This is a genomic window from Candidatus Methylomirabilota bacterium (genome assembly GCA_036002485.1).
GTDB lineage: Bacteria > Methylomirabilota > Methylomirabilia > Rokubacteriales > CSP1-6 > AR37.
Genome location: DASYTI010000118.1, coordinates 42,827 through 60,323, shown reverse-complemented (window position 1 = coordinate 60,323; position 17,497 = coordinate 42,827). Strand labels below are relative to the sequence as shown.

Annotated in this window: 18 protein-coding genes and 1 pseudogene; 6 read left to right on the top strand and 13 right to left on the bottom strand. The window is 68.3% G+C overall.

Going from position 1 to position 17,497, the window contains the following annotated elements; all coding sequences use genetic code 11:
* Positions 1-968: LLM class flavin-dependent oxidoreductase (locus tag VGT00_12315; GenBank protein ID HEV8532195.1), on the bottom strand; the 968-nt coding region annotated here is incomplete at its 3' end.
* Between the two features lie 120 nt (positions 969-1,088).
* Here VGT00_12315 and VGT00_12310 point away from each other — a divergent pair.
* Positions 1,089-1,832 (top strand): endonuclease/exonuclease/phosphatase family protein, encoded by a 744-nt coding sequence (locus tag VGT00_12310; protein HEV8532194.1) that lies wholly within the window; start codon positions 1,089-1,091, stop codon positions 1,830-1,832.
* Between the two features lie 38 nt (positions 1,833-1,870).
* Complete coding sequence (locus VGT00_12305) at positions 1,871-2,236, top strand: hypothetical protein (GenBank protein ID HEV8532193.1); 366 nt, start codon at positions 1,871-1,873, stop codon at positions 2,234-2,236.
* Positions 2,237-2,567: 331 nt separating this feature from the next.
* Here VGT00_12305 and VGT00_12300 read toward each other — a convergent pair whose 3' ends face one another.
* Positions 2,568-3,368, bottom strand: coding sequence for an SDR family NAD(P)-dependent oxidoreductase (locus VGT00_12300; protein HEV8532192.1), 801 nt, complete (start codon positions 3,366-3,368; stop codon positions 2,568-2,570).
* Between the two features lie 209 nt (positions 3,369-3,577).
* On the opposite strand from VGT00_12300, the gene VGT00_12295 reads away from it, so the two are divergent.
* Entirely contained in the window at positions 3,578-4,243 is a 666-nt protein-coding gene (locus tag VGT00_12295; protein ID HEV8532191.1) for a DJ-1/PfpI family protein, read from the top strand.
* Between the two features lie 13 nt (positions 4,244-4,256).
* Complete coding sequence (locus VGT00_12290; GenBank protein ID HEV8532190.1) at positions 4,257-5,303, top strand: alpha/beta hydrolase; 1,047 nt, start codon at positions 4,257-4,259, stop codon at positions 5,301-5,303.
* Positions 5,304-5,474: 171 nt separating this feature from the next.
* Here the strand turns inward: VGT00_12290 and VGT00_12285 are convergent, their stop codons facing one another.
* Both VGT00_12285 and VGT00_12280 read right to left on the bottom strand, forming a co-directional pair.
* On the bottom strand, positions 5,475-6,071 hold the full coding sequence (locus VGT00_12285) for a Uma2 family endonuclease (GenBank protein HEV8532189.1): 597 nt from the start codon (positions 6,069-6,071) through the stop codon (positions 5,475-5,477).
* Between the two features lie 92 nt (positions 6,072-6,163).
* Positions 6,164-7,711: an ABC transporter substrate-binding protein gene (locus VGT00_12280; GenBank protein ID HEV8532188.1), complete on the bottom strand. Its 1,548-nt coding sequence runs from the start codon at positions 7,709-7,711 to the stop codon at positions 6,164-6,166.
* A gap of 156 nt (positions 7,712-7,867) precedes the next feature.
* On the opposite strand from VGT00_12280, the gene VGT00_12275 reads away from it, so the two are divergent.
* Entirely contained in the window at positions 7,868-9,340 is a 1,473-nt protein-coding gene (locus VGT00_12275) for an amidohydrolase family protein (protein HEV8532187.1), read from the top strand.
* On the top strand, positions 9,333-10,064 hold the full coding sequence (locus VGT00_12270) for a thioredoxin family protein (GenBank protein HEV8532186.1): 732 nt from the start codon (positions 9,333-9,335) through the stop codon (positions 10,062-10,064). Before VGT00_12275 ends, VGT00_12270 begins: the two co-directional genes overlap by 8 nt.
* 4 nt (positions 10,065-10,068) lie before the next feature.
* On the opposite strand, the gene VGT00_12265 is transcribed toward VGT00_12270, so the two are convergent.
* From VGT00_12265 to VGT00_12225, 9 genes and pseudogenes are all read right to left on the bottom strand, one after another.
* Entirely contained in the window at positions 10,069-10,764 is a 696-nt protein-coding gene (locus tag VGT00_12265) for a VIT1/CCC1 transporter family protein (GenBank protein ID HEV8532185.1), read from the bottom strand.
* Between the two features lie 64 nt (positions 10,765-10,828).
* Complete coding sequence (locus tag VGT00_12260; GenBank protein HEV8532184.1) at positions 10,829-12,031, bottom strand: CoA transferase; 1,203 nt, start codon at positions 12,029-12,031, stop codon at positions 10,829-10,831.
* Positions 12,032-12,086: 55 nt separating this feature from the next.
* On the bottom strand, positions 12,087-12,518 hold the full coding sequence (locus VGT00_12255; protein HEV8532183.1) for an OB-fold domain-containing protein: 432 nt from the start codon (positions 12,516-12,518) through the stop codon (positions 12,087-12,089).
* Positions 12,515-13,642, bottom strand: a complete 1,128-nt coding sequence (locus VGT00_12250) for a hypothetical protein (protein ID HEV8532182.1) — start codon at positions 13,640-13,642, stop codon at positions 12,515-12,517. The genes VGT00_12255 and VGT00_12250 overlap by 4 nt, the downstream gene beginning before the upstream one ends.
* 77 nt (positions 13,643-13,719) lie before the next feature.
* Positions 13,720-14,607 carry a 4-hydroxy-tetrahydrodipicolinate synthase gene (dapA, locus tag VGT00_12245; protein HEV8532181.1) on the bottom strand — a complete coding sequence of 296 codons (888 nt, stop codon included), beginning with the start codon at positions 14,605-14,607 and terminating at the stop codon, positions 13,720-13,722.
* A gap of 71 nt (positions 14,608-14,678) precedes the next feature.
* Complete coding sequence (locus tag VGT00_12240; GenBank protein ID HEV8532180.1) at positions 14,679-14,999, bottom strand: helix-turn-helix domain-containing protein; 321 nt, start codon at positions 14,997-14,999, stop codon at positions 14,679-14,681.
* A gap of 195 nt (positions 15,000-15,194) precedes the next feature.
* Positions 15,195-15,428 (bottom strand): annotated as a pseudogene (gene fdxA / locus VGT00_12235) (ferredoxin).
* Positions 15,429-15,540: 112 nt separating this feature from the next.
* Positions 15,541-16,443, bottom strand: a complete 903-nt coding sequence (locus VGT00_12230) for an ABC transporter permease (GenBank protein HEV8532179.1) — start codon at positions 16,441-16,443, stop codon at positions 15,541-15,543.
* Between the two features lie 11 nt (positions 16,444-16,454).
* A complete protein-coding gene (locus tag VGT00_12225) occupies positions 16,455-17,408 on the bottom strand; it encodes an ABC transporter permease (GenBank protein ID HEV8532178.1) in 954 nt (317 codons plus the stop codon).
* Positions 17,409-17,497: the final 89 nt, after the last annotated feature.

The window sequence follows — 17,497 nt, the reverse complement described above, 5'->3', positions numbered from 1 at the left end:
GCCCACTCGTGGGCGCGGAAGAGCAGCCCGCCGAAGCCGCCATCGCTCAGGCCGAGCAGGCGCTCGATACCTTTGGACACCGTGTCGGGCGAGCCCACGAGCGTGGTGCCCATCTTGACCCCCTCGCGGAGCGGATCGTCGGAACGCCCGGGCGGCCGGCCGAGCGTCTCCTCGAAATACGTGACCGTCTCATGGCGCTCGCCCGCGTGCACCTGGCGCAGGGCCAGCTCATCGTCCTCGGCCACGTGCACGTTGGTGACCAGTTTCCACTGGCGCCGGTCCATGGTCTTTCCGTTGGCCGCCGCCGCCTCCTCGGCCAGGCGCCACTGGCCGGCCAGCGCCTCCGGCCCTCCGGGCAGGCCCGCCGCGAGCGACAGCACACCCACGCCGTACTTGCCCGCGGTCTGCACGCCGAAGGGCGTGATGGTGCTGGCGATCGCGATGGGAAAGTGCGGATCGGAGTACGGCGCCAGGTGCAGCCGCGCCTCTCGAAGATCGAACCAGTCGGTCTTCAGGGTCACGGGCTCATCGCAGCGGAGCAAGGCCATGATCACGCCGAGGGACTCGTCCATTCGCTGCCGCTGCGTCACCGGCTCGATGCCCAGCATGTAGGCATCGGAGACCAGCGCGCCCGGGCCGCAGCCCAGCATGGCGCGGCCGCGCGTCATGTGGTCGAGCTGCACGAAGCGCTGGGCCACGAGCAGCGGATTGTGATACGGCAGGCTGGTGACGCCCGAGCCCAGCATGATGTGCCGCGTGCGCTCGGCCGCGGCGGCGATCACGAGCTCCGGGGAGGCGATGAGCTCCCAGCCCGCCGAGTGATGCTCGCCGATCCATGCCTCGTCATAGCCCAGGTGATCGAGCCACTCGAGGAGCTCCATGTCGCGCGCGATGGCCAGCGTCGGGTTCTCGCCGACGCGGTGGAACGGTGCGAGGAAGATGCCGAAGGTCAGTCCGCGATGGGTCATGGCACCACTCTTGCCGAGCATCGCGCCCGTGTCAAGATGCTGGTCCGTGAATCTTCAGCGGTCCTTCCCGGCCGAGCACCTCGGCCATCGTCCGGTGCTATTCTCTTCGCGGCATACCCAATGCGGATCGTGGCGTGGAACATCCGGGCCGGAGGCGGCGGGCGCGTCGGCCGCATCGCGCGGCAGCTCGCGCGCTGGAATCCGGACGTGGTGGCGCTCTCCGAGTTCCGCGCCACGCCGCCCAGTTTGGCCCTCGCGGCCACTCTGGCCGCCGGCGGCCTCACCAACCAGCTCACCACGGCCGACCCGGGCCAGCCTGGGCGCAACGCGCTGCTCGTCGCCGCGCGCTGGCCGCTGCGCCGGCTCCATCTGCCCGCGCAGCCGTCCGAGCCGGCGCGCTGGCTCGTGACGGCCGTTCAAACGCCGGTGCCCCTGGTCCTGGGCGCCATGCACGTCCCGAACCGCGTCACGGGCCGGAAGTACCCGTTCCTCGACGCCGTCCTCGCCTGCGCCCGCCGGTGGCGACGGGGCCCCGCTCTCTTCGTGGGCGACACGAACTCCGGGCGGCGGATGATCGACGAGGAAGTGCCCGCGTTCAGCCTGCGCGAGGAAAGCTGGATCGACGCGCTCGGCGCCTGTGGCTGGCGCGATGCGTACCGGCATCTCCAGACGGAGACGCGCGCCTATACGTGGTATTCGCCCAACGGGGGGAACGGCTTCCGGATCGACCAGGCCTTCGTCAACGCGGCGCTCGTCGCGCGCCTGAAGGAGGCCGCCTACGTGTGGGGCGGCGCCGCGAGCCGCGGGCGGCGGAGCGCGCTGAGCGATCACGCCGCGCTGCTCGTCGACCTCGCGGAGATCTGAGCACGGGCGAGCGGGAACGAACGCGAGAGGAGGAGACGATGCCGAAGATCTGGCGGGTCTACAGCGGGACGGATGGGAAGTCCCACATCGAGGAGGCGCCCATGGCGCTCGAGCCTTTCAAGGACGCCGAGGGCTCGTACGGCCAGGGCACCCCGATGGAATCGGCATCGGGCATCGCCTTCCGGGTGTTCCCGCCGGGCTACGTGCTCGAATGGCACTGCGCTCCCCGGCGGCAATACTCGATCACGTTGTCGGGGGCCGCGGAGATCGAAGTGGGCGACGGCACCGTCGCTCGCGTGGGACCTGGCGACGTCATACTGGCCGAGGACCTGACGGGCCAAGGGCACGTCACGCGGGTCGTCGGCAACGAGCCGCGGCTCTCGGCCATCGTGCCCCTGAGCTGACGTAAAGGACTCGCCTCCTCACCCTGCCCTCTCCCCCGGTAGGGGAGAGGGATTCCGAAAGAGCACCTGTATTGTTTCAATCCCTCTCCCGCGCGGGGGAAGGGTTCAGAAAGAGCACGGAATTGTTCTCATCCCTCTCCTCCGCAGAGAAGGATTCAGAAAGAGCACGGGATTGTTCTCATCTCCTCTCCCCCAGTGAGGGAGGGATTCAGAAAGAACGCGGGATTGTTCTCATCCCTCTCCCCCACTGGGGGAGAGGGCCGCCCTTCGAGCCGAGACGCTCGCTTCGAGCGACGAGGCGAGTGCTGAGTTAGTGAGGGGGAACCTCGGCTTAGGCGTTGCGCGTGAGGCGGCGAAAGGGTGGCAGGCCGGTATGAGCGGTCAGGCCGCCGTCGGCGGTGATGGCGGCGCCCGTGATAAAGGAGGACTCGTCGGAGGCCAGGAAGAAGATGGCGTTGGCGATCTCGTCGGCCTGCCCCATGCGGGCCACGGGATTCGCCGCGGCCTGCTCGCGACGGATCTCGTCCGCGCGGTCGCCGCCCAGGAGTTGGGGCGCCCGCGTGTCGATCGTCCCCGGGCACACGCAGTTCACGCGGATCCCGTATTTTGCGTTCTCGATGGCCGCCGAGCGCGTGAGATTGATCACCCCTGCCTTGGCCGCATTGTAGGAGGAGAGGCCGTAGTCGCCCGCCGTGCCGGAGATCGAGGCGGTATTGACGATGGCTCCCCCGCCCTGCCGACGCATCACGGGCAGGCAGTATTTCATCCCGAGGAAGGTGCCGGTCAGGGTCACCGCGAGCACGCGGTTCCAGCTCTCGAGGGTGATCTCCTCGAGCGGGGCCACCTCGGCGTACCCGGCATTGTTGACCATCACGTCGATCTGTCCGAAGGCGTCGAGGGCGCGCCAGACAAGGGCCTGCGCGCCGTCGGGGTCGGCGGCGTCCATCTTGAGCCACTCGACGCGCGCGCCCGTCGACTGGATCTCTTCCGCCACCGCCTCGGCGCGCTTGCCGCTCAGATCGCCGATGACGATGCGCGCCCCTTCCTTCGCGAAGCGTCGCGCCGTCGCCGCGCCGATCCCGGAGCCCGCGGCGGTGATGACCGCGACCCTTTTCTCGAGCTTTCCCGTCATCGTTCACCCTCCTCCTCGAGGCCGCTTCGAATCACCCGACCGCGCCCTGCTCTCACGAGCTCATGATGCCACAGGCGTCCAGCGGGGTGATGGGATCGGGCCTGGGCGAGAACGTGGCGGGATTTGCCGTATCAACGGCATTGCGGCCGCGGCCCGTTCGCGGCATGCTTCGGCATGGCACCTCGTGAGACGAGGCCAAGGAGACCCCCATGGACATCGCCATCCCGCTCTTCGACGGCTTCACCGCTCTGGATGCCATTGGTCCCTACGAGGTGCTCTCGCGCCTTCCCGGCGCCCGCGTGCGCTTCGTCGGAATCACGGCCGGCCCGTACCGCACCGACACGAAGCAGGTCACGCTGGTGGCTGACGAGCCCCTCTCGGCCGTGCCTCATCCGGAGATCATCATGGTGCCGGGCGGCTTCGGCACGCGCGCGCTCATGACGCCCAATCCCCTGCTGGACTGGATCCGCGAGGCGCATACGACCAGCCAGTGGACGACCTCGACCTGCACCGGCTCGCTCCTGCTCGGCGCCGCCGGCCTTCTCAAGGGGCTGGAGGCGACCACGCACTGGGCGGCCCTCGACACCCTCCGCGAGCTGGGCGCGCGACCGACGCTGAAGCGGGTCGTCGTGCAGGGCAAGATCATCACCGCGGCGGGGGTCTCGTCGGGCATCGACATGGCCCTGACCCTGGCCGCGCGCATCGCGGGCGACGAGGTGGCCCAGAGCATCCAGCTAGGCATCGAGTACGATCCGCAGCCGCCGTTCTCGGCGGGCTCGCCGGAGACGGCCCCTCCGCACGTCGTGGCCAAGCTGCGCGAGCGGCTGCGGGCCCGGCTCGAGGCGAGCGCGGCCGCCCCCGCGCAGAAAGCGTGAGGGCGAGCGAGCGATGAGCGACAGGCAAACGGTCCCCGTGCTCGAGCTGAAGCATACGGCCATGAACGACGAAGAGGCGCTTCGGTTCCTGGACGGCCATCGAATCAGTCGGGGCGGTCGCACGATGGACCCGAAGGCCCAGATCGTCGGCGAGTTCGTCAAGTCGATCCGTGTGCCGGGCTACTATCCCCCCCTGCCCGAGCTGCGCCAGCAGCTCCGGACCATGGTGGGTCTGATGGACGAGCCGGCGCCCGCTCTGTCCCGAATCGAGGACATCCACATTCCCGGACCGGCCGGCGCCATCGGTGCCCGAGTCTACGACCCGGCCGCGGCGTCGACCTCTCTCCGTCCGGTGGTCGCGTACTTCCATGGCGGCGGCTGGGTGCAGGGCGACCTGGAAACGCATCATGGACTCTGCGCGCGGCTCGCCCTGCGCTCCGGCGCCCTCGTGGTGGCCGTCGACTACCGCCTGGCCCCGGAGCACAAGTTCCCCGCCGCCGTGGAGGACTGCCTGGCAGCCTACCGCTGGCTCCGTGCTCACGCGGGAGAGCTTGGCGGCGACCCCGCCCGCGTCAGCCTGGCCGGCGACTCTGCGGGGGGCAACCTCTCCGCGGTCGTCTCGCAACTATCGGCCCGCGCGGGCCTCCCCATCCCCACCTGCCAGGCCCTGATCTATCCCGCCGTCGACTGCGGCCTCGATACGCCATCGCATCGCGAGCTGGAGGACGCGCACGTCATCCCGCGCGAGCGCATCTTGTGGTACATGGAGCAGTACCTGCGGGGAGAGGCGGACCGCGAGGATCGAAGGGCGGCGCCGCTCCGCGCGAGCGACCTGGCGGGACAGCCGCCCACTCTCGTCATCACCGCGGGTTTCGATCCGCTTCGCGACGAAGGGCTCGCGTATGCCGACCGGCTACGCGCCGCCGGAGTGGACGTGGTCTACCACGAGTATCCCGGCCAGATTCACGCGTTCGTCTCGCTCACCAAGGCAATCCCGCAGGGCCTGGCGTGCACGATGGAGATCGGAGACTACTTGCGGCAACAGCTCAGTCAGGCGTAGCTCGGCGCCACGGGATGCTGAAAGGACGCAGGCTAGGAGCCTGTCGGAGGAGTCGGCCGCAGACGGTTGAAGCAGCCGGTGCGCAATTGCTGGTCCGCTTCGAGCGTCGGCTTTGCCGGCGCAGCCCTTCGGGGGAGGTTCGGAAGGGGGCGAAGCCCCCCTCCGAGTCCCCTAGCGCGAGTATCGCGCGTGCGGGAGAAGATCGACGATCTGGATCCGCGCTGTCGGACACGCCAGTGGACTGACTGACGCGCCGGGCTCCAGAACCATCACCACCTTGTAGCTCCAGCCGAGAGGTGCGTTTGCCGTCTGCAGCGGCTCGCGACGTACCTCCAGGGAACGGCCCACGAGGTTGACGATCCAGTACTCCGGCACCCCGGCCCGAGCATAGAGAGCGGCTTTGGCGCCGCGGTCATCAGCGAGCGAGGACTCGGAGACCTCGACGAGCAGCGCGGGCCGCTCTGGATGAGCCAGCTCGTAGTCCCGCCGTCCTCCAGGCACCACCGCAACGTCGGGCTCCGGCTCGGATTCGTCGTCAAGGGCGATCGGCATCTGCACGCGCACGTGCCAGCCCGATCCAAAGCATGCGCGCAGGGCATCCTCGACAAGCCCAATTGCCGTGGCGTGGAGGCTTCCCTGCGGCTCGCTAACGACCAGATGCCCGGCCAGCAGCTCGAGGCGCTCGCCAGGCCGGAACACGCCGACCTCAATGAGGCGCTCGTATTCCCGCCGGGTCCAGCGGCGCGTACGCGTGGGAGAAATCGCCATCGCCAACACGCTACCCGCGGGGCTCCATTCCGTCAATGTGAGTTATCGTATACGGGTCCAGAACCCGTCCGGAGTGGCGGTCACCTAGATTCCTATCGCCCCGCCTTGAGCTTCAGGTCTTCATAGGGGGCGGAGTAGGCGAAGCCCTTGATGTGGTCGACGCAGGCCTCCTCCACGCGCGGACCGATGCCCCAGAGGAAGGCCAGCTCGTAGATGGGCACGTGCAGCACGCGGTCGTGCATGATCTGCTGGATCTGGTGGACGAGGGCCTCGCGCTTCTTGCGGTCCAGCTCCCGTGCCTGGCGCTGGTAGAGATCCTCGATCTCCGGCACTACGCCGGAGGAATAGATCCCGCTCCTGGTGACGTAGACCTCGATGCGCGTCGCCGCGTTGCCCGCGGGCGCCCCCAAGCCCATGATCACGCCCTTGATCTTGTGCTCGCGCCACGCGGTGAGAAAGGCGGCACGTTCCATCGTGCGGAGACGCGTGCGGATGCCCACCGCCTGGAGGTAGTTGCCGATCGCCTCGGCCAGCGAGAAGAACGGGGGAAACGGCGTCAGCTCGCCGGCGTCGAATCCGTTCGGATAACCGGCCTCGGCGAGCAGCTTTTTGGCCCGGGCCGGGTCGTGGGCGGGCGGCTCATAGGGCCGCGCGAATTCGAGACTCCGTGGGATGAGCCCGCCCGTCGGATGTGAGAAGCCGAGCGTCTCGGCCTGGTTCAGGGCATTCCGGTCAAGGGCGTGGCTGGCCGCGAGCCGCACGCGCCGGTCATGCCACGGAGATTTCGGGTCCCACTGCTCCGGCAAGTCGAGGAAAGCGACGCCGGGCGGCATGGCCGCGGCCAGCTTGAGCCCCGGTGTCCGCTTTATCTCCTGGGCCACCGGCCCGCTCAGGAGATAGACGATGTCCACCTCGCCCGCCTTGAGAGAGGCGGCGCGGGTCGTCTCGTCGCCCATGCTGCGGAAGACCAGCCGCTTGACGTTGGGGACCTTTCGCCAATAACCCTCGTACGCTTCCATGACCAGCTCGATGCCCGGGTTGAAGCTCACCACCTTGTAGGGCCCGGCCCCGATCGGCGCCTTCTTGAAGCCGTCGTCGCCCACTTTCTCGACGTACTTCTTGGGCACGATCCATGCCGCCCCGGTGGCCGAGGTGCCATAGAACGTCATGAAGTCGGGCCACGGCTCCTTGAGGACGAAGCGCACGCGGTTCGGGGCCAGCACCTGCACATCCTTCACCTTTTCTTTCAGCAGCGTGGCGCCCGCGCCCTTGTAACGGTCGAACGAGAACTTGACGTCCTCGGCCGTCACGGGATCGCCGTTGTGGAACTTGGCGCTCTTGCGCAGGAGGAACTCATAGCTCAGCCCGTCCTTCGATGCCGTCCACGACTCGGCCAGGCTCGGCGTGTTGTCCCCGGCCGGCATCGGCTTCACGAGGGCGTCGTGGATGGCGTACAGCACCAGGAAGGGCGTGATGAACGCCTCGGTGTCGCTGGGGTCGAGCCAGCGCGCAGCCAGGGTGACGTGGACTCCCCAGGTGAGCGTGCCCTCGGGAGCGGCCGTGGCGGGCCCCGCGAAGAGGGGGAGCAGCAGCAGGACGGCCAACGTGATGATCGCAGAGCGAACGAGCAAGGGTCTCATGACACCTCCGGTCCGCTATCGTAGTCCAGATCGACGGCTCGGCGCTCGGCCGAGATTGTCGCCGGGGCGGCCCATCGATCCCGTCGCGCTCGGCGCCCGGGTCGGGTATCATCCCCTCACCTCATCACTCAACCCGCTCTCCTGGGAGGCTCGGCCATGCAGACTAACGGTCACACGGAGGCCCGGAAGCTCCACTCCCGTCTCAGCCACCCCATCATCGACGCCGATGGGCACTGGATCGAGTACGCCCCGGTCATGCGGGAGGAGTTCCGGCGCATCGGAGGGGAGGCGGCGGCCGAAGCCTACGACATCGCCAGCCAGCGGGTCCCCAGCTCCCTCAAGATGACGCTGGCCGAGCGTCGCCGGCGCCGGGTCGGACAGGAGGCCTTCTGGTCCTCGCCCTGCGAGAACGTGCTCGACCGGGCCACCGCTATGCTGCCGCGTCTCATGTACGAGCGCCTGGACGATCTCGGCATCGACTTCTGCGTCGTCTACCCCACGGCGGGGCTCGGCTACCACCGCATGCAGGACACCCGGCTGCGCCGGGCCATCTGCCGCGCCTACAACGTGTTCGCGGCCGACCAGTTCCGCGGGCTCGAGGATCGCGTGATTCCCGCCGCCATCATCCCCATGTACACGCCGGAGGAAGCGATCGAGGAGATCGAGTTCGCCACCAAGCAGCTCGGCTACAAGGTGATCATGGTCGGCGGCCTCATGCGCCGGCCCATCCCGGCCCTCCTCGAGGAGAAGCCCGACGCCGCGAAGCTCATCGAGTGGTACGACGTGGTCGGCATCGACAGCGACCACGACTACGATCCCGTGTGGGCCAAGTGCCGCGAGCTCAAGATCGCGCCCAGCTTCCACAACGGCGCGCGCTCCATCCTCCTGCGCAACTCACCGTCGAACTTCTGCTACAACCACATCGGCCACTTCGCCTCTGCCGGCCATGCCGTCTGCAAGGCGCTCTTCTTCGGCGGGGTGACCCGACGCTTCCCGGATCTGAACTTCGCCTTCCTCGAGGGTGGGGTCGGCTGGGCCTGCATGCTCTACGCGGATCTGGTCGGCCACTGGGAGAAGCGCAACCGCCAGGCCATCGAGAGCACGAATCCGAGCAAGCTCGACCGCGCCGCTCTGCTGCAGTACGCGCAGAAGTACGGCCGCGCGGAGCTCGTGGAGGCGGTGCGCCGCGGCGAGGGGCTGGAGGGGGACTCCAACTCCACCATGACGGGCGGCATCGAGGATCTCGACGACTACTTCCGCTGCAAGATCGAGAAGAAACAAGACATCCGCGAGCTGTTCGTCCCGCGCTTCTATTTCGGCTGCGAGGCCGACGACCCCGTCAATGGATGGGCCTTCAACAAGAGCGCGAACCCGATGGGCGCCCGGCTCAACGCGATCTTCAGCTCGGACATCGGGCACTTCGACGTGCCGGACATGACCGACGTCGTCCCCGAGGCCTACGAGCTGGTCGAGCACGGGCTGCTCAACGACGAGGATTTCCGCGACTTCATGTTCAGCAATGCCGTGCGCTTCTGGGGCGAGGTCAATCCCGACTTCTTCAAGGGCACGGTGGTCGAGAAGCAGGCCGCGGAGGTCTTGGCCTCCGCCAAGGGAGGCGTGCGTGTCTAAGAGCGCGGTCACCCCCGAGCGCTTCGCCCAGGGCATGACCTTCGACGAGTACGTGAAGTTTGTCGGCACGCCGGAGAACCTCGCCCGCGAGGCGTGGGGTGGGTATTTTCCCGATGCCGGCTCGATCGGCGTTCCGCGCAAGGACAATAGCGGCGTCTTTCGCGAGCGCTATGCCCGGGCGCGTCTCAGCGATCACCAGGCCGCGGCCATCAAGTGGCTGGCCGCGCAGCCCAACGGGCCCGCCAAGATCCTCGCGATCTCCGAGGACTGGTCGTCGGACTGTCGCCGCGACATGCCCATCCTGGCCCGGCTGGCGGAGGCGGGCGGGCTCGAGTTCCGCATCTTCAACCGCGACGGCAAGAAGATCCTGGGCACGCGGCGCCCGGATCCCGCCGCCTACCCGGACGGCAATCACGACCTCATGCTCGAGTTCATGAACAAGAAGAACGGCGGCGAGTGGGCCTCCCTCCCCGTGGTGGCCATCTACACCAGGGACTTCCGGGAGCTCCACCGCTACTTCGAGTACCCGGCCATCTACCACAAGGACCGCGTGCGCGGCCACATGCAGGCGGCGCGCCCTGGGGAGAGCGAGGCCCAGGCCAAGGAGCGCGACCGGGGCGAGTTCGCGGCCCTGCAGGCCTCGCCCTTCTTCGACCTCTGGGCCTCCTCGGGCATCGACGAGATCCTGAGCGCCCTCCACGAGAAGCAGGTGGTCGGCAGCTGATCGGTCAGGCGATGAACTTGGCGATGGCGAAGGCGGCGGCGGCGGCGAGCCCGCCGACCACGACCGTCTGCCAGGCGCTCCGCAGAGGCCGGCGCACCGTGAAGGTGCCTTTGATGTAGCCGAAGACCAGGAGTGCCAGCAGGGTGACCGCGATGGACGCGACGAGGCCCGTCGAGGGAGACCTGGTGAAGAAGTAGGGCGAGAGGGGGACGAGGCCGCCCACCACGTAGGACAGACCGATGGTGAGGGCGCTGACCCTAGCCCGCCGAGGATCGGGCCGCTCGAGCCCGAGCTCGAACCTCATCATGAAGTCCACCCAGCGCCTCCGGTCCCGTCGAATCGCATGCGCGACCCGGGTCGCCATCGCTTCGGGCAAGCCATAGGTCCGGAAGATCTGCGCGACCTCCTCCGTCTCCTCGTCCGGCATCTCGACCGTCTCGCGTCTCTCGCGCGCCTCTTCGGAGGCGTAGTGCTCGGCGTCGGTCCTCGCCGCGAGGTAGCCGCCCAGGCCCATGGCAATCGCGCCCGCGGCGATCTCCGCCGAGCCGGCCGTGATGATGACCCGGGTCGACTCCACCGCCCCGGACAGACCCGCGGCAAGGGCGAAGGGCACGGTCAGCCCGTCGGACATGCCGATCACGATGTCCCGAATCGTCTCCGAGGCGGTGAAGTGCTTCTCGACGTGCGGAGTCTGGGGCACGGGTAACCTCCATCTCGACGTGGTGGGCGCGCCGGGAACAACCTGCTACGGCGGGAGTCTAAACCTAGACCACGCTGTCGGCGCGGAGCTGGTCGACCTTGGCCTTGGGGATGCCGAGGAGGCCGGTCAGGATCTCGTCGGTGTGCTGGCCAAGGAGGGGCGCGGGAGCTTGCGCGGACCCCGGCGTGTCCCAGAGGCGGATGGGCACGCCCATGGCGGTGACGGCCCCGGCCTTCGGATGCTGGAGCTGGACGAACATGCCGCGCGCGCGAAGATGCTCGCTGTCGCAGACCTCGGCCACGGTCTTGATCCGGCCCGCGGGCACGCCCGCTTCGTCGAGGCGCTCGAGCCAGTCGGAGGCCGGGCGCGTCGAGAAGATCGAATTCAGGAGCGGGACGAGCGTCTCGCGATTGGTCACGCGATTGGTCTCGGAATCGAAGCGCGGGTCCTTCGCGAGCTCTTCCCGGCCGATGGCGCGGCACATGCGCTCGAAGAGGGAGTTGTTGGCCACGCCCAGCGTCAGGTAGGCGTCCTGCGACTGGAACACCTCGTAGGGCACGATCGAGGGATGCTGGTTGCCGCGACGCGCAGGCCGGCCCCCGGCATTCCAGTAGAGCCCCGCCTGATAGGTCAGGAGCGAGGCCATGACATCCAGCATGCCGATCTCGACCTTCTGGCCCTTGCCGGTACGGGCGCGCGAAAGAAGCGCGAGGGTCACGCCATGGGCGGCCGCCATACCGGAGACGAGATCAGCCACGGAGTTGCCCACCTTGACGGGCGGGCCGTCGGCGAAGCCGGTGAGGTCCATCACGCCTGACTCGCCCTGGACGATGAGGTCATAGCCCGGGCGCAAGGCCTCGGGGCCGCTCTCGCCGAAGCCCGAGATGGCGCAGTAGATCAGGCGGGGGTTCAGCTTGCGGAGCGCCGCGAAGCCGAAGCCCAGCCGCTCCATGGTGCCGGGCCGGAAATTCTCGAGCACCACGTCGGCCTTGGCCACGAGCTTTCTCAGTATGGCCTGCCCGTCGGGCGCCTTCATGTTGAGGGTCAGGCTCTTCTTGTTGCGGTTCACGGAGAGGAAATACGTCGCCTCGCCCCCCGCGAAGGGCGGCCAGCCGCGCGTGTCATCCCCCTTGCCCGGCTCCTCGACCTTGATGACCTCCGCCCCCATGTCGCCCAGGATCATCGAGCAGAAGGGGCCGGCCAGCACGCGGGTCAGGTCGAGCACGCGAATACCCGCGAGCGGCGGGCTTTCCCCCCTCTCCCCCAGTGGGGGAGAGGGACGGGGTGAGGGGGACCGTCCTTTCTTCGCCGACGCCTTCTTCCTAGCTGTCGCCACGGGACCGTCCTCTCCAGATGCCCTGGACCACGCTCTTGGTGATGGAGGCGACCTTCTCGCCACTGGCGCCCGCCCGCCGCCAGAAGAGCCGCGCCCGATCCGCGAACCCCATGTGCGAGAAGTAAAACACGTGATCGACCGATTCGACGCCCACGCTCGAGCCGATCCTGATGCCGCGCGTCTCCTCGCCGTGGCAGAAGAGCCGGGCGCCGCCGTCGAGCTCCACCAGCGCGATATGGAGGGGGGCCTTGAAGCCCTCGGGCGGCGAGTGGAGCGTGGTAAACGACACGACCTCGCCGATATTGGCAACGGTCGCGGCCTCCATGGTCACCGGGTGGTCGGGGCAGAGTCGCGCCGGCGGCACCACCAGGCGATGACAGCGCGGGCAGCGTGAGGCCGGGAGCGCGTGGACGTTCACCGACGCGCCTCGAGCAAGGTCACCCAGTTGTTGGTGGCGAGGCCGCCGATGGACTGGGCGAGCCCGACCTGGGCCTGGACCTGACGTCCCGCCGCCATACCGCGGAGCTGCCAGCAAAGCTCGACGAGCTGCGCGATACCGGTGCCCGCCAGGGGATGCCCGCGCGCCTTGAGCCCGCCCGAGGTATTGATGGGCAGCCGACCGTCCAGCGCCGTCTCGCCCTCGAGGGTGGCCCGCCCGGCCTTGCCCGGCGGGATGAGCCCCGTGTCCTCGAGCGAGATGATCTCGAAGGGGGTAAACGCGTCATGGATCTCCGCGACCTCGACGCGCTCGGGACCGAAGCCCGCCATCCGGTACGCCACTTGAGCGGCCGTCTGGGTTGCCACGAAGGCGGTCAGGTCGTTCCGGTAGCGCATGGCGATCGTGTCGGTGCCCTGCCCGATGCCGGCGATGCGAACCTCCGCCGGCTCGGCGGTCATGACGAGGGCTGCCGCGCCGTCGGAGATGGGGCAGCAGTGGAAGAGCCGGAGCGGATCGGCCACGAGGCGGCTCTCCATGACGGTCTCGAGCGTCACCGCCTCCTGGAAGTGGGCCAGCGGGTTGCGCGCCCCATTGGCGTGGTTCTTGACGGCGACCTGGGAGATCTCCTTGAGGGTGAGGCCGCGACGCTGCATGGCCGCTCGCGTGATGAGCCCCGCCAGGGCCGGCATGGTCGTGCCATAGCTCCGCTCGTGGGGGTCGATGGATCGGCCGATGATCTCCGAGACCCGCGGCGTCGGCATATGGCTCATCTTCTCGCCGCCCACCACGAGGATAGTCTTGTGCAGCCCCGAGGCTATCGCGGCAAACGCGGTATAGACAGCCGCGACCCCGGAAGATGTGGCCGTCTCCACGCGGAGGGCGGGGACGTGGGACAGGCCGAGATGCGTATTGATGAGCGAGCCGTAGTTGCCCGCTCCGGTGAACTCCTCCGGATTCATGGCGGCCACCACGAGGCCGTCGGGCTCCTCGATCATGGCATCCGCGAGGGCGGACAGGGCGGCCTCGGCCATGAGGTCGGGGAGGGTTTCGTCGCGCCGGCCGAAGCGGGTCATCCCCACCCCGGCTATCCACACCTGGTTCACGGACTCATTTCAAACCGTGAGCCTATGAAGTGTCAAACTCTTTGGCCAGACGGTGGAAGTCGACCCTTACGGGCGCGTTACACGCCCGCTTTCGCGGCGCCGGCGGTCGCGCGATCGAGCTCGCGGGCGAGGGCCTCGGTGATGCGCGTGAGGGGCAGGCGGCCCTCGGGCGACTGGATCAGCCCCTGCCGCCACAAGCAATGCTTGATCGGCATGGGGTTCGGCTCCTTGAAGAGGAGCGGCACGAGCGTCTCGAGCCCCTGCCAGACCGCGCGAGCACCCTGGTGGTCGTTCGCGCTCATACGGTCGTAGACGGACAGGAACCGGTCGGTCTCGACATGCGAGGAGGCGAGGATGCCGCCGTCGGCGCCGTGGGCGAGCATGGTGTAGAAGTAGGCGTCCTCGCCCGTGAGCACGCTGAAGCCTTTGGGTCGCAGGCGGAGGAGCTCGAGAGACTGGGCGATGATGCCAGACGAGTCCTTCACCCCGGCGATATTGGGCAGCTCGGCCAGGGCCAGCAGGGTCTCGTTGCTCAGGTTGACGCCGGTCCGATACGGGATGTTGTAGATCAGGATCGGCCGGTCGGTCGCCTCGGCGATGCGCGTGAAGTGCTCGCGCATGCCGTCCTGGCTCGGGCGGTTGTAGTAGGGACAGACGGAGAGGATGCCCTGCACGCTCTGGCGGCCCAGGCGCTTCACCGCCTTGACGGCCTTGCGCGTGTCGTTGGCGCCTACGCCCACCAGGACCGGCACGCGTCCCGCCACCGCGGCCACCGTCCGCTCCACCAGCGTCTCGGCCTCGACCTCGTCGATGGTCGGGCTCTCGCCCGTGGTGCCGAGCGGAATGATCCCGGCCACCCCGGCGCGCAGGTAGTGGTCGATCAGTTTTTCGTAGCCTGCGTAGTCGATCTCGCCGTCGATGAACGGCGTGATGATGGGCAGCCACACTCCCGAGAACGTCGCCATGGCCAGGCTCCTCTTCGCCGCGGCACCCGGCCGTCGGCTCTGGGAAGGAAGTCTAGCACGGCTCCGTGAGGTCATCGTCTCCGGTTCGGCGGGGCAGGCGGGGCGCCATTCCCGCCGTTGGCGGGCGGCACGCCCGCCGCGCGCCCGTGTGGACCCGGTGGCGGAGGGATGTTCACCTGGAACTCGCGCATGAGCCGAAGGAGATACGTGCGCTGAAGCCCCAGCACGCGGGCGGCGCGTGTGCGATTGCCGCCGGACTGAGTCAAGGTCGCTTCGATGAGTCGCCGCTTGAAGTCGGTGACGGCGCCATGGAAGCTCGGCGGCGTGGGATCGGGTGTGGGAGCGATGGCGGCCATGCAGAAGGAGATGGCAAGGCTCGTGCCACCACGCACCCTTCTACATTTCAGCCACATGGGCGTCTGGGCGACGCGCGGCTGCCGCAGGCCCTGTGCATCGAGGCGCTCGCGCTGCCGCCGGGGCTGGGCAGCTCGCGCGCACAAAAAAAGCGGGAGCCCGGCCGCGGGCCCCCGCGTGGATGCGAGCGATCGGAGCGGCTAGGACTTGGTCGCGGGCTTGACGCCCGGGTGGTCCTTGAAGAACTGCTTGTTCAGCTCGATGTAGTTCTTCCAGTTGGCCGGCGTCTCGTCCTCGGCGAAGATGGCCTTGACCGGGCAGACGGGCTCGCAGGCGCCGCAATCGATGCACTCATCCGGGTGGATGTAGAGCATGGTGTCGCCCTCGTAGATGCAGTCCACGGGGCAGACCTCCACGCAGGCCTTGTCTTTCACGCTGATACATGGTTCCGCGATGATGTACGCCATTACCGCCTCCCTGTGAACCGCGGTTTTCCTCGTCGGCGCGTGGGCGCCGGGCGCTAAAACCCTCGTAGTTGTATCAACGTGGTCCTAGTGTGTCAAGCCTTTACGCCAACGTCTAGAGGGTCCGGAGTTTGGGATCCAGCGCGTCCCGGAGGGAGTCGCCGAAGAGATTGAAGGCGAAGACGGCCAGGCTGATGGCGAGCCCGGGGAAGATGGCCATCCACGGCGCCGACTCGGCGAAGTCCACGGCCGCTCCGCGCAGCATGAGCCCCCAGGCGGCCGTCGGCTCCTGGACGCCCAGACCCAGGAAGGAGAGCGAGGACTCGAGCAGGATGGCCTGGCCCAGGAAGGCCGTGAGCATGATCAGGTACGGCGCCATCACGTTGGGCAGCATGTGTCGCAGGATGATGCGCGCGCTACTGAAGCCGGCCGCCCGCGCGGCGTCGACATAGGGCATCTCGCGGATGGCCAGGGCGCTCGCGCGGATGACGAGGGCGCAGCGCGGGATCATGGGAATGGTGATCGCCGTGATGAGATTGGGAAGGCTATTGCCGAGAATCGCCACGAGGGCGAGGGCCAGGATGATGAGCGGGAAGCAGAGGAAGATATCCATCAGCCGCTGCAGATAGAGGTCGACCTTCCCGCCGAAGTAGGCGCTGCCCACCCCGAGGATGGCCCCCCCGGTGGCGCCGATCAGCGCCGCGCCGAATCCGACGAGGAGGGCCGTGCGCGAGCCATAGATCAGCCGGCTCAGCACGTCGCGGCCGAAGGCATCGGTGCCGAGCCAGTGAGCGGCGCTCGGTCGAGCGAGCATGGCCCCGAAGTCGACGGTCACGGGATCGTACGGCGCCAGGACGCCCGCCCCCGCGGCCGTGACGAGCATCAGCACCACCACGAGCCCGCCCACGGCGCCCAGCGGCCGGCGCCGGGCGAAGTCCATGACGGCGGCACCCCAGCCCGCCGGGGGCTCTTCGGCGAGCCGATCGGCGACGGAATCGATGGCGGGATTGATGGCCATGGAGGGAGGCCTTATCGGTACCGGATCCGCGGATCGAGCCAGGCGTACATGATGTCCATCAGGAAGTTCATGAAGATGAAGATTGCCGCGACGAGCAGGACGAGGGCCTGGATGAGCGTGTAGTCCCGGTGGGCGACGGCCTGCACGAAGAGCAGCCCGATGCCGTTGAGATTGAAGACCTGCTCGGTGACCACGAGACCGCCGATGAGGAAGGCGAACTCGATGGCCACCACCGTCAGCACGGGGAGCATGGCGTTCTTGAGGGCGTGACGGGAGAGGATGAGCTTCTGCACGAGGCCCTTGGCGCGCGCGGTCCGGATGTAGTCCTCGCGGAGCACTTCGAGCATGGCCGAGCGGGTCATGCGGGTGGCCACCGCCGAATAGCGGTAACCTACCGCGAGGGCCGGCCAGATGAGCTGGGCCAGGTTCTGCCAGGGATTGACCCAGAAGGGCGTGTAGACCATGGGGGGCAGCCACTTGAAGATGATGAGGAGGGCCAGGATGAGCACGATGCCCAGCCAGAAGGAGGGCGTGGCCAGCCCCGCGATCGAGAAGACGCGGACGGCATAGTCGATCCACGTGTCCTGCTTGAGGGCGGCGATCACCCCCAGGGGAATGGCCAGGAGCACGGAAAGGATGGTGGCCATGATGGCCACCTGGAATGACAGCGCGAAGCGAAGCCGGATCTCCTGCCAGATGGGCGAGCCGGTCCACATCGAAGTGCCGAAGTCCAGCCGCGCCGCGCCCCCTATCCACGTCACGAACTGACGCCAGATGGGCTGGTCGAGACCGAAGCGCGCGCGCTCCGTCTGCAGCGCCTCCGGGGAGACCGACCCGCGGTCGCCGGCCAGCCGCAGCTCGACCACATCGCCGGGAATGACGCGGATCAGGAAGAACGTGAAGATGGCCACCCCGAGCAAGGTGGGGAACATCAGGGCGAAGCGCTTGAGGAGGTAGCGCCACATAGCGTCAGGCTTGGACGGCCCCCGCCCAGGGTGCCGCCCCCTCGGGAACCGCCCCCTCACCCTGCCCTCTCCCCCGATGGGGGAGAGGG

What these genes read in the sequence shown, in the direction of transcription:
- VGT00_12310 (HEV8532194.1), top strand. Translation starts at nt 1,089, where the DNA reads ATGCGGATCGTGGCGTGGAACATCCGGGCCGGAGGCGGCGGGCGCGTC.
- VGT00_12305 (HEV8532193.1), top strand. Translation starts at nt 1,871, where the DNA reads ATGCCGAAGATCTGGCGGGTCTACAGCGGGACGGATGGGAAGTCCCAC.
- VGT00_12300 (HEV8532192.1), bottom strand. Translation starts at nt 3,368, where the DNA reads ATGACGGGAAAGCTCGAGAAAAGGGTCGCGGTCATCACCGCCGCGGGC.
- VGT00_12295 (HEV8532191.1), top strand. Translation starts at nt 3,578, where the DNA reads ATGGACATCGCCATCCCGCTCTTCGACGGCTTCACCGCTCTGGATGCC.
- VGT00_12290 (HEV8532190.1), top strand. Translation starts at nt 4,257, where the DNA reads ATGAGCGACAGGCAAACGGTCCCCGTGCTCGAGCTGAAGCATACGGCC.
- VGT00_12285 (HEV8532189.1), bottom strand. Translation starts at nt 6,071, where the DNA reads ATGGCGATTTCTCCCACGCGTACGCGCCGCTGGACCCGGCGGGAATAC.
- VGT00_12280 (HEV8532188.1), bottom strand. Translation starts at nt 7,711, where the DNA reads ATGAGACCCTTGCTCGTTCGCTCTGCGATCATCACGTTGGCCGTCCTG.
- VGT00_12275 (HEV8532187.1), top strand. Translation starts at nt 7,868, where the DNA reads ATGCAGACTAACGGTCACACGGAGGCCCGGAAGCTCCACTCCCGTCTC.
- dapA (HEV8532181.1), bottom strand. Translation starts at nt 14,607, where the DNA reads ATGGCGACGTTCTCGGGAGTGTGGCTGCCCATCATCACGCCGTTCATC.
- VGT00_12230 (HEV8532179.1), bottom strand. Translation starts at nt 16,443, where the DNA reads ATGGCCATCAATCCCGCCATCGATTCCGTCGCCGATCGGCTCGCCGAA.
- VGT00_12225 (HEV8532178.1), bottom strand. Translation starts at nt 17,408, where the DNA reads ATGTGGCGCTACCTCCTCAAGCGCTTCGCCCTGATGTTCCCCACCTTG.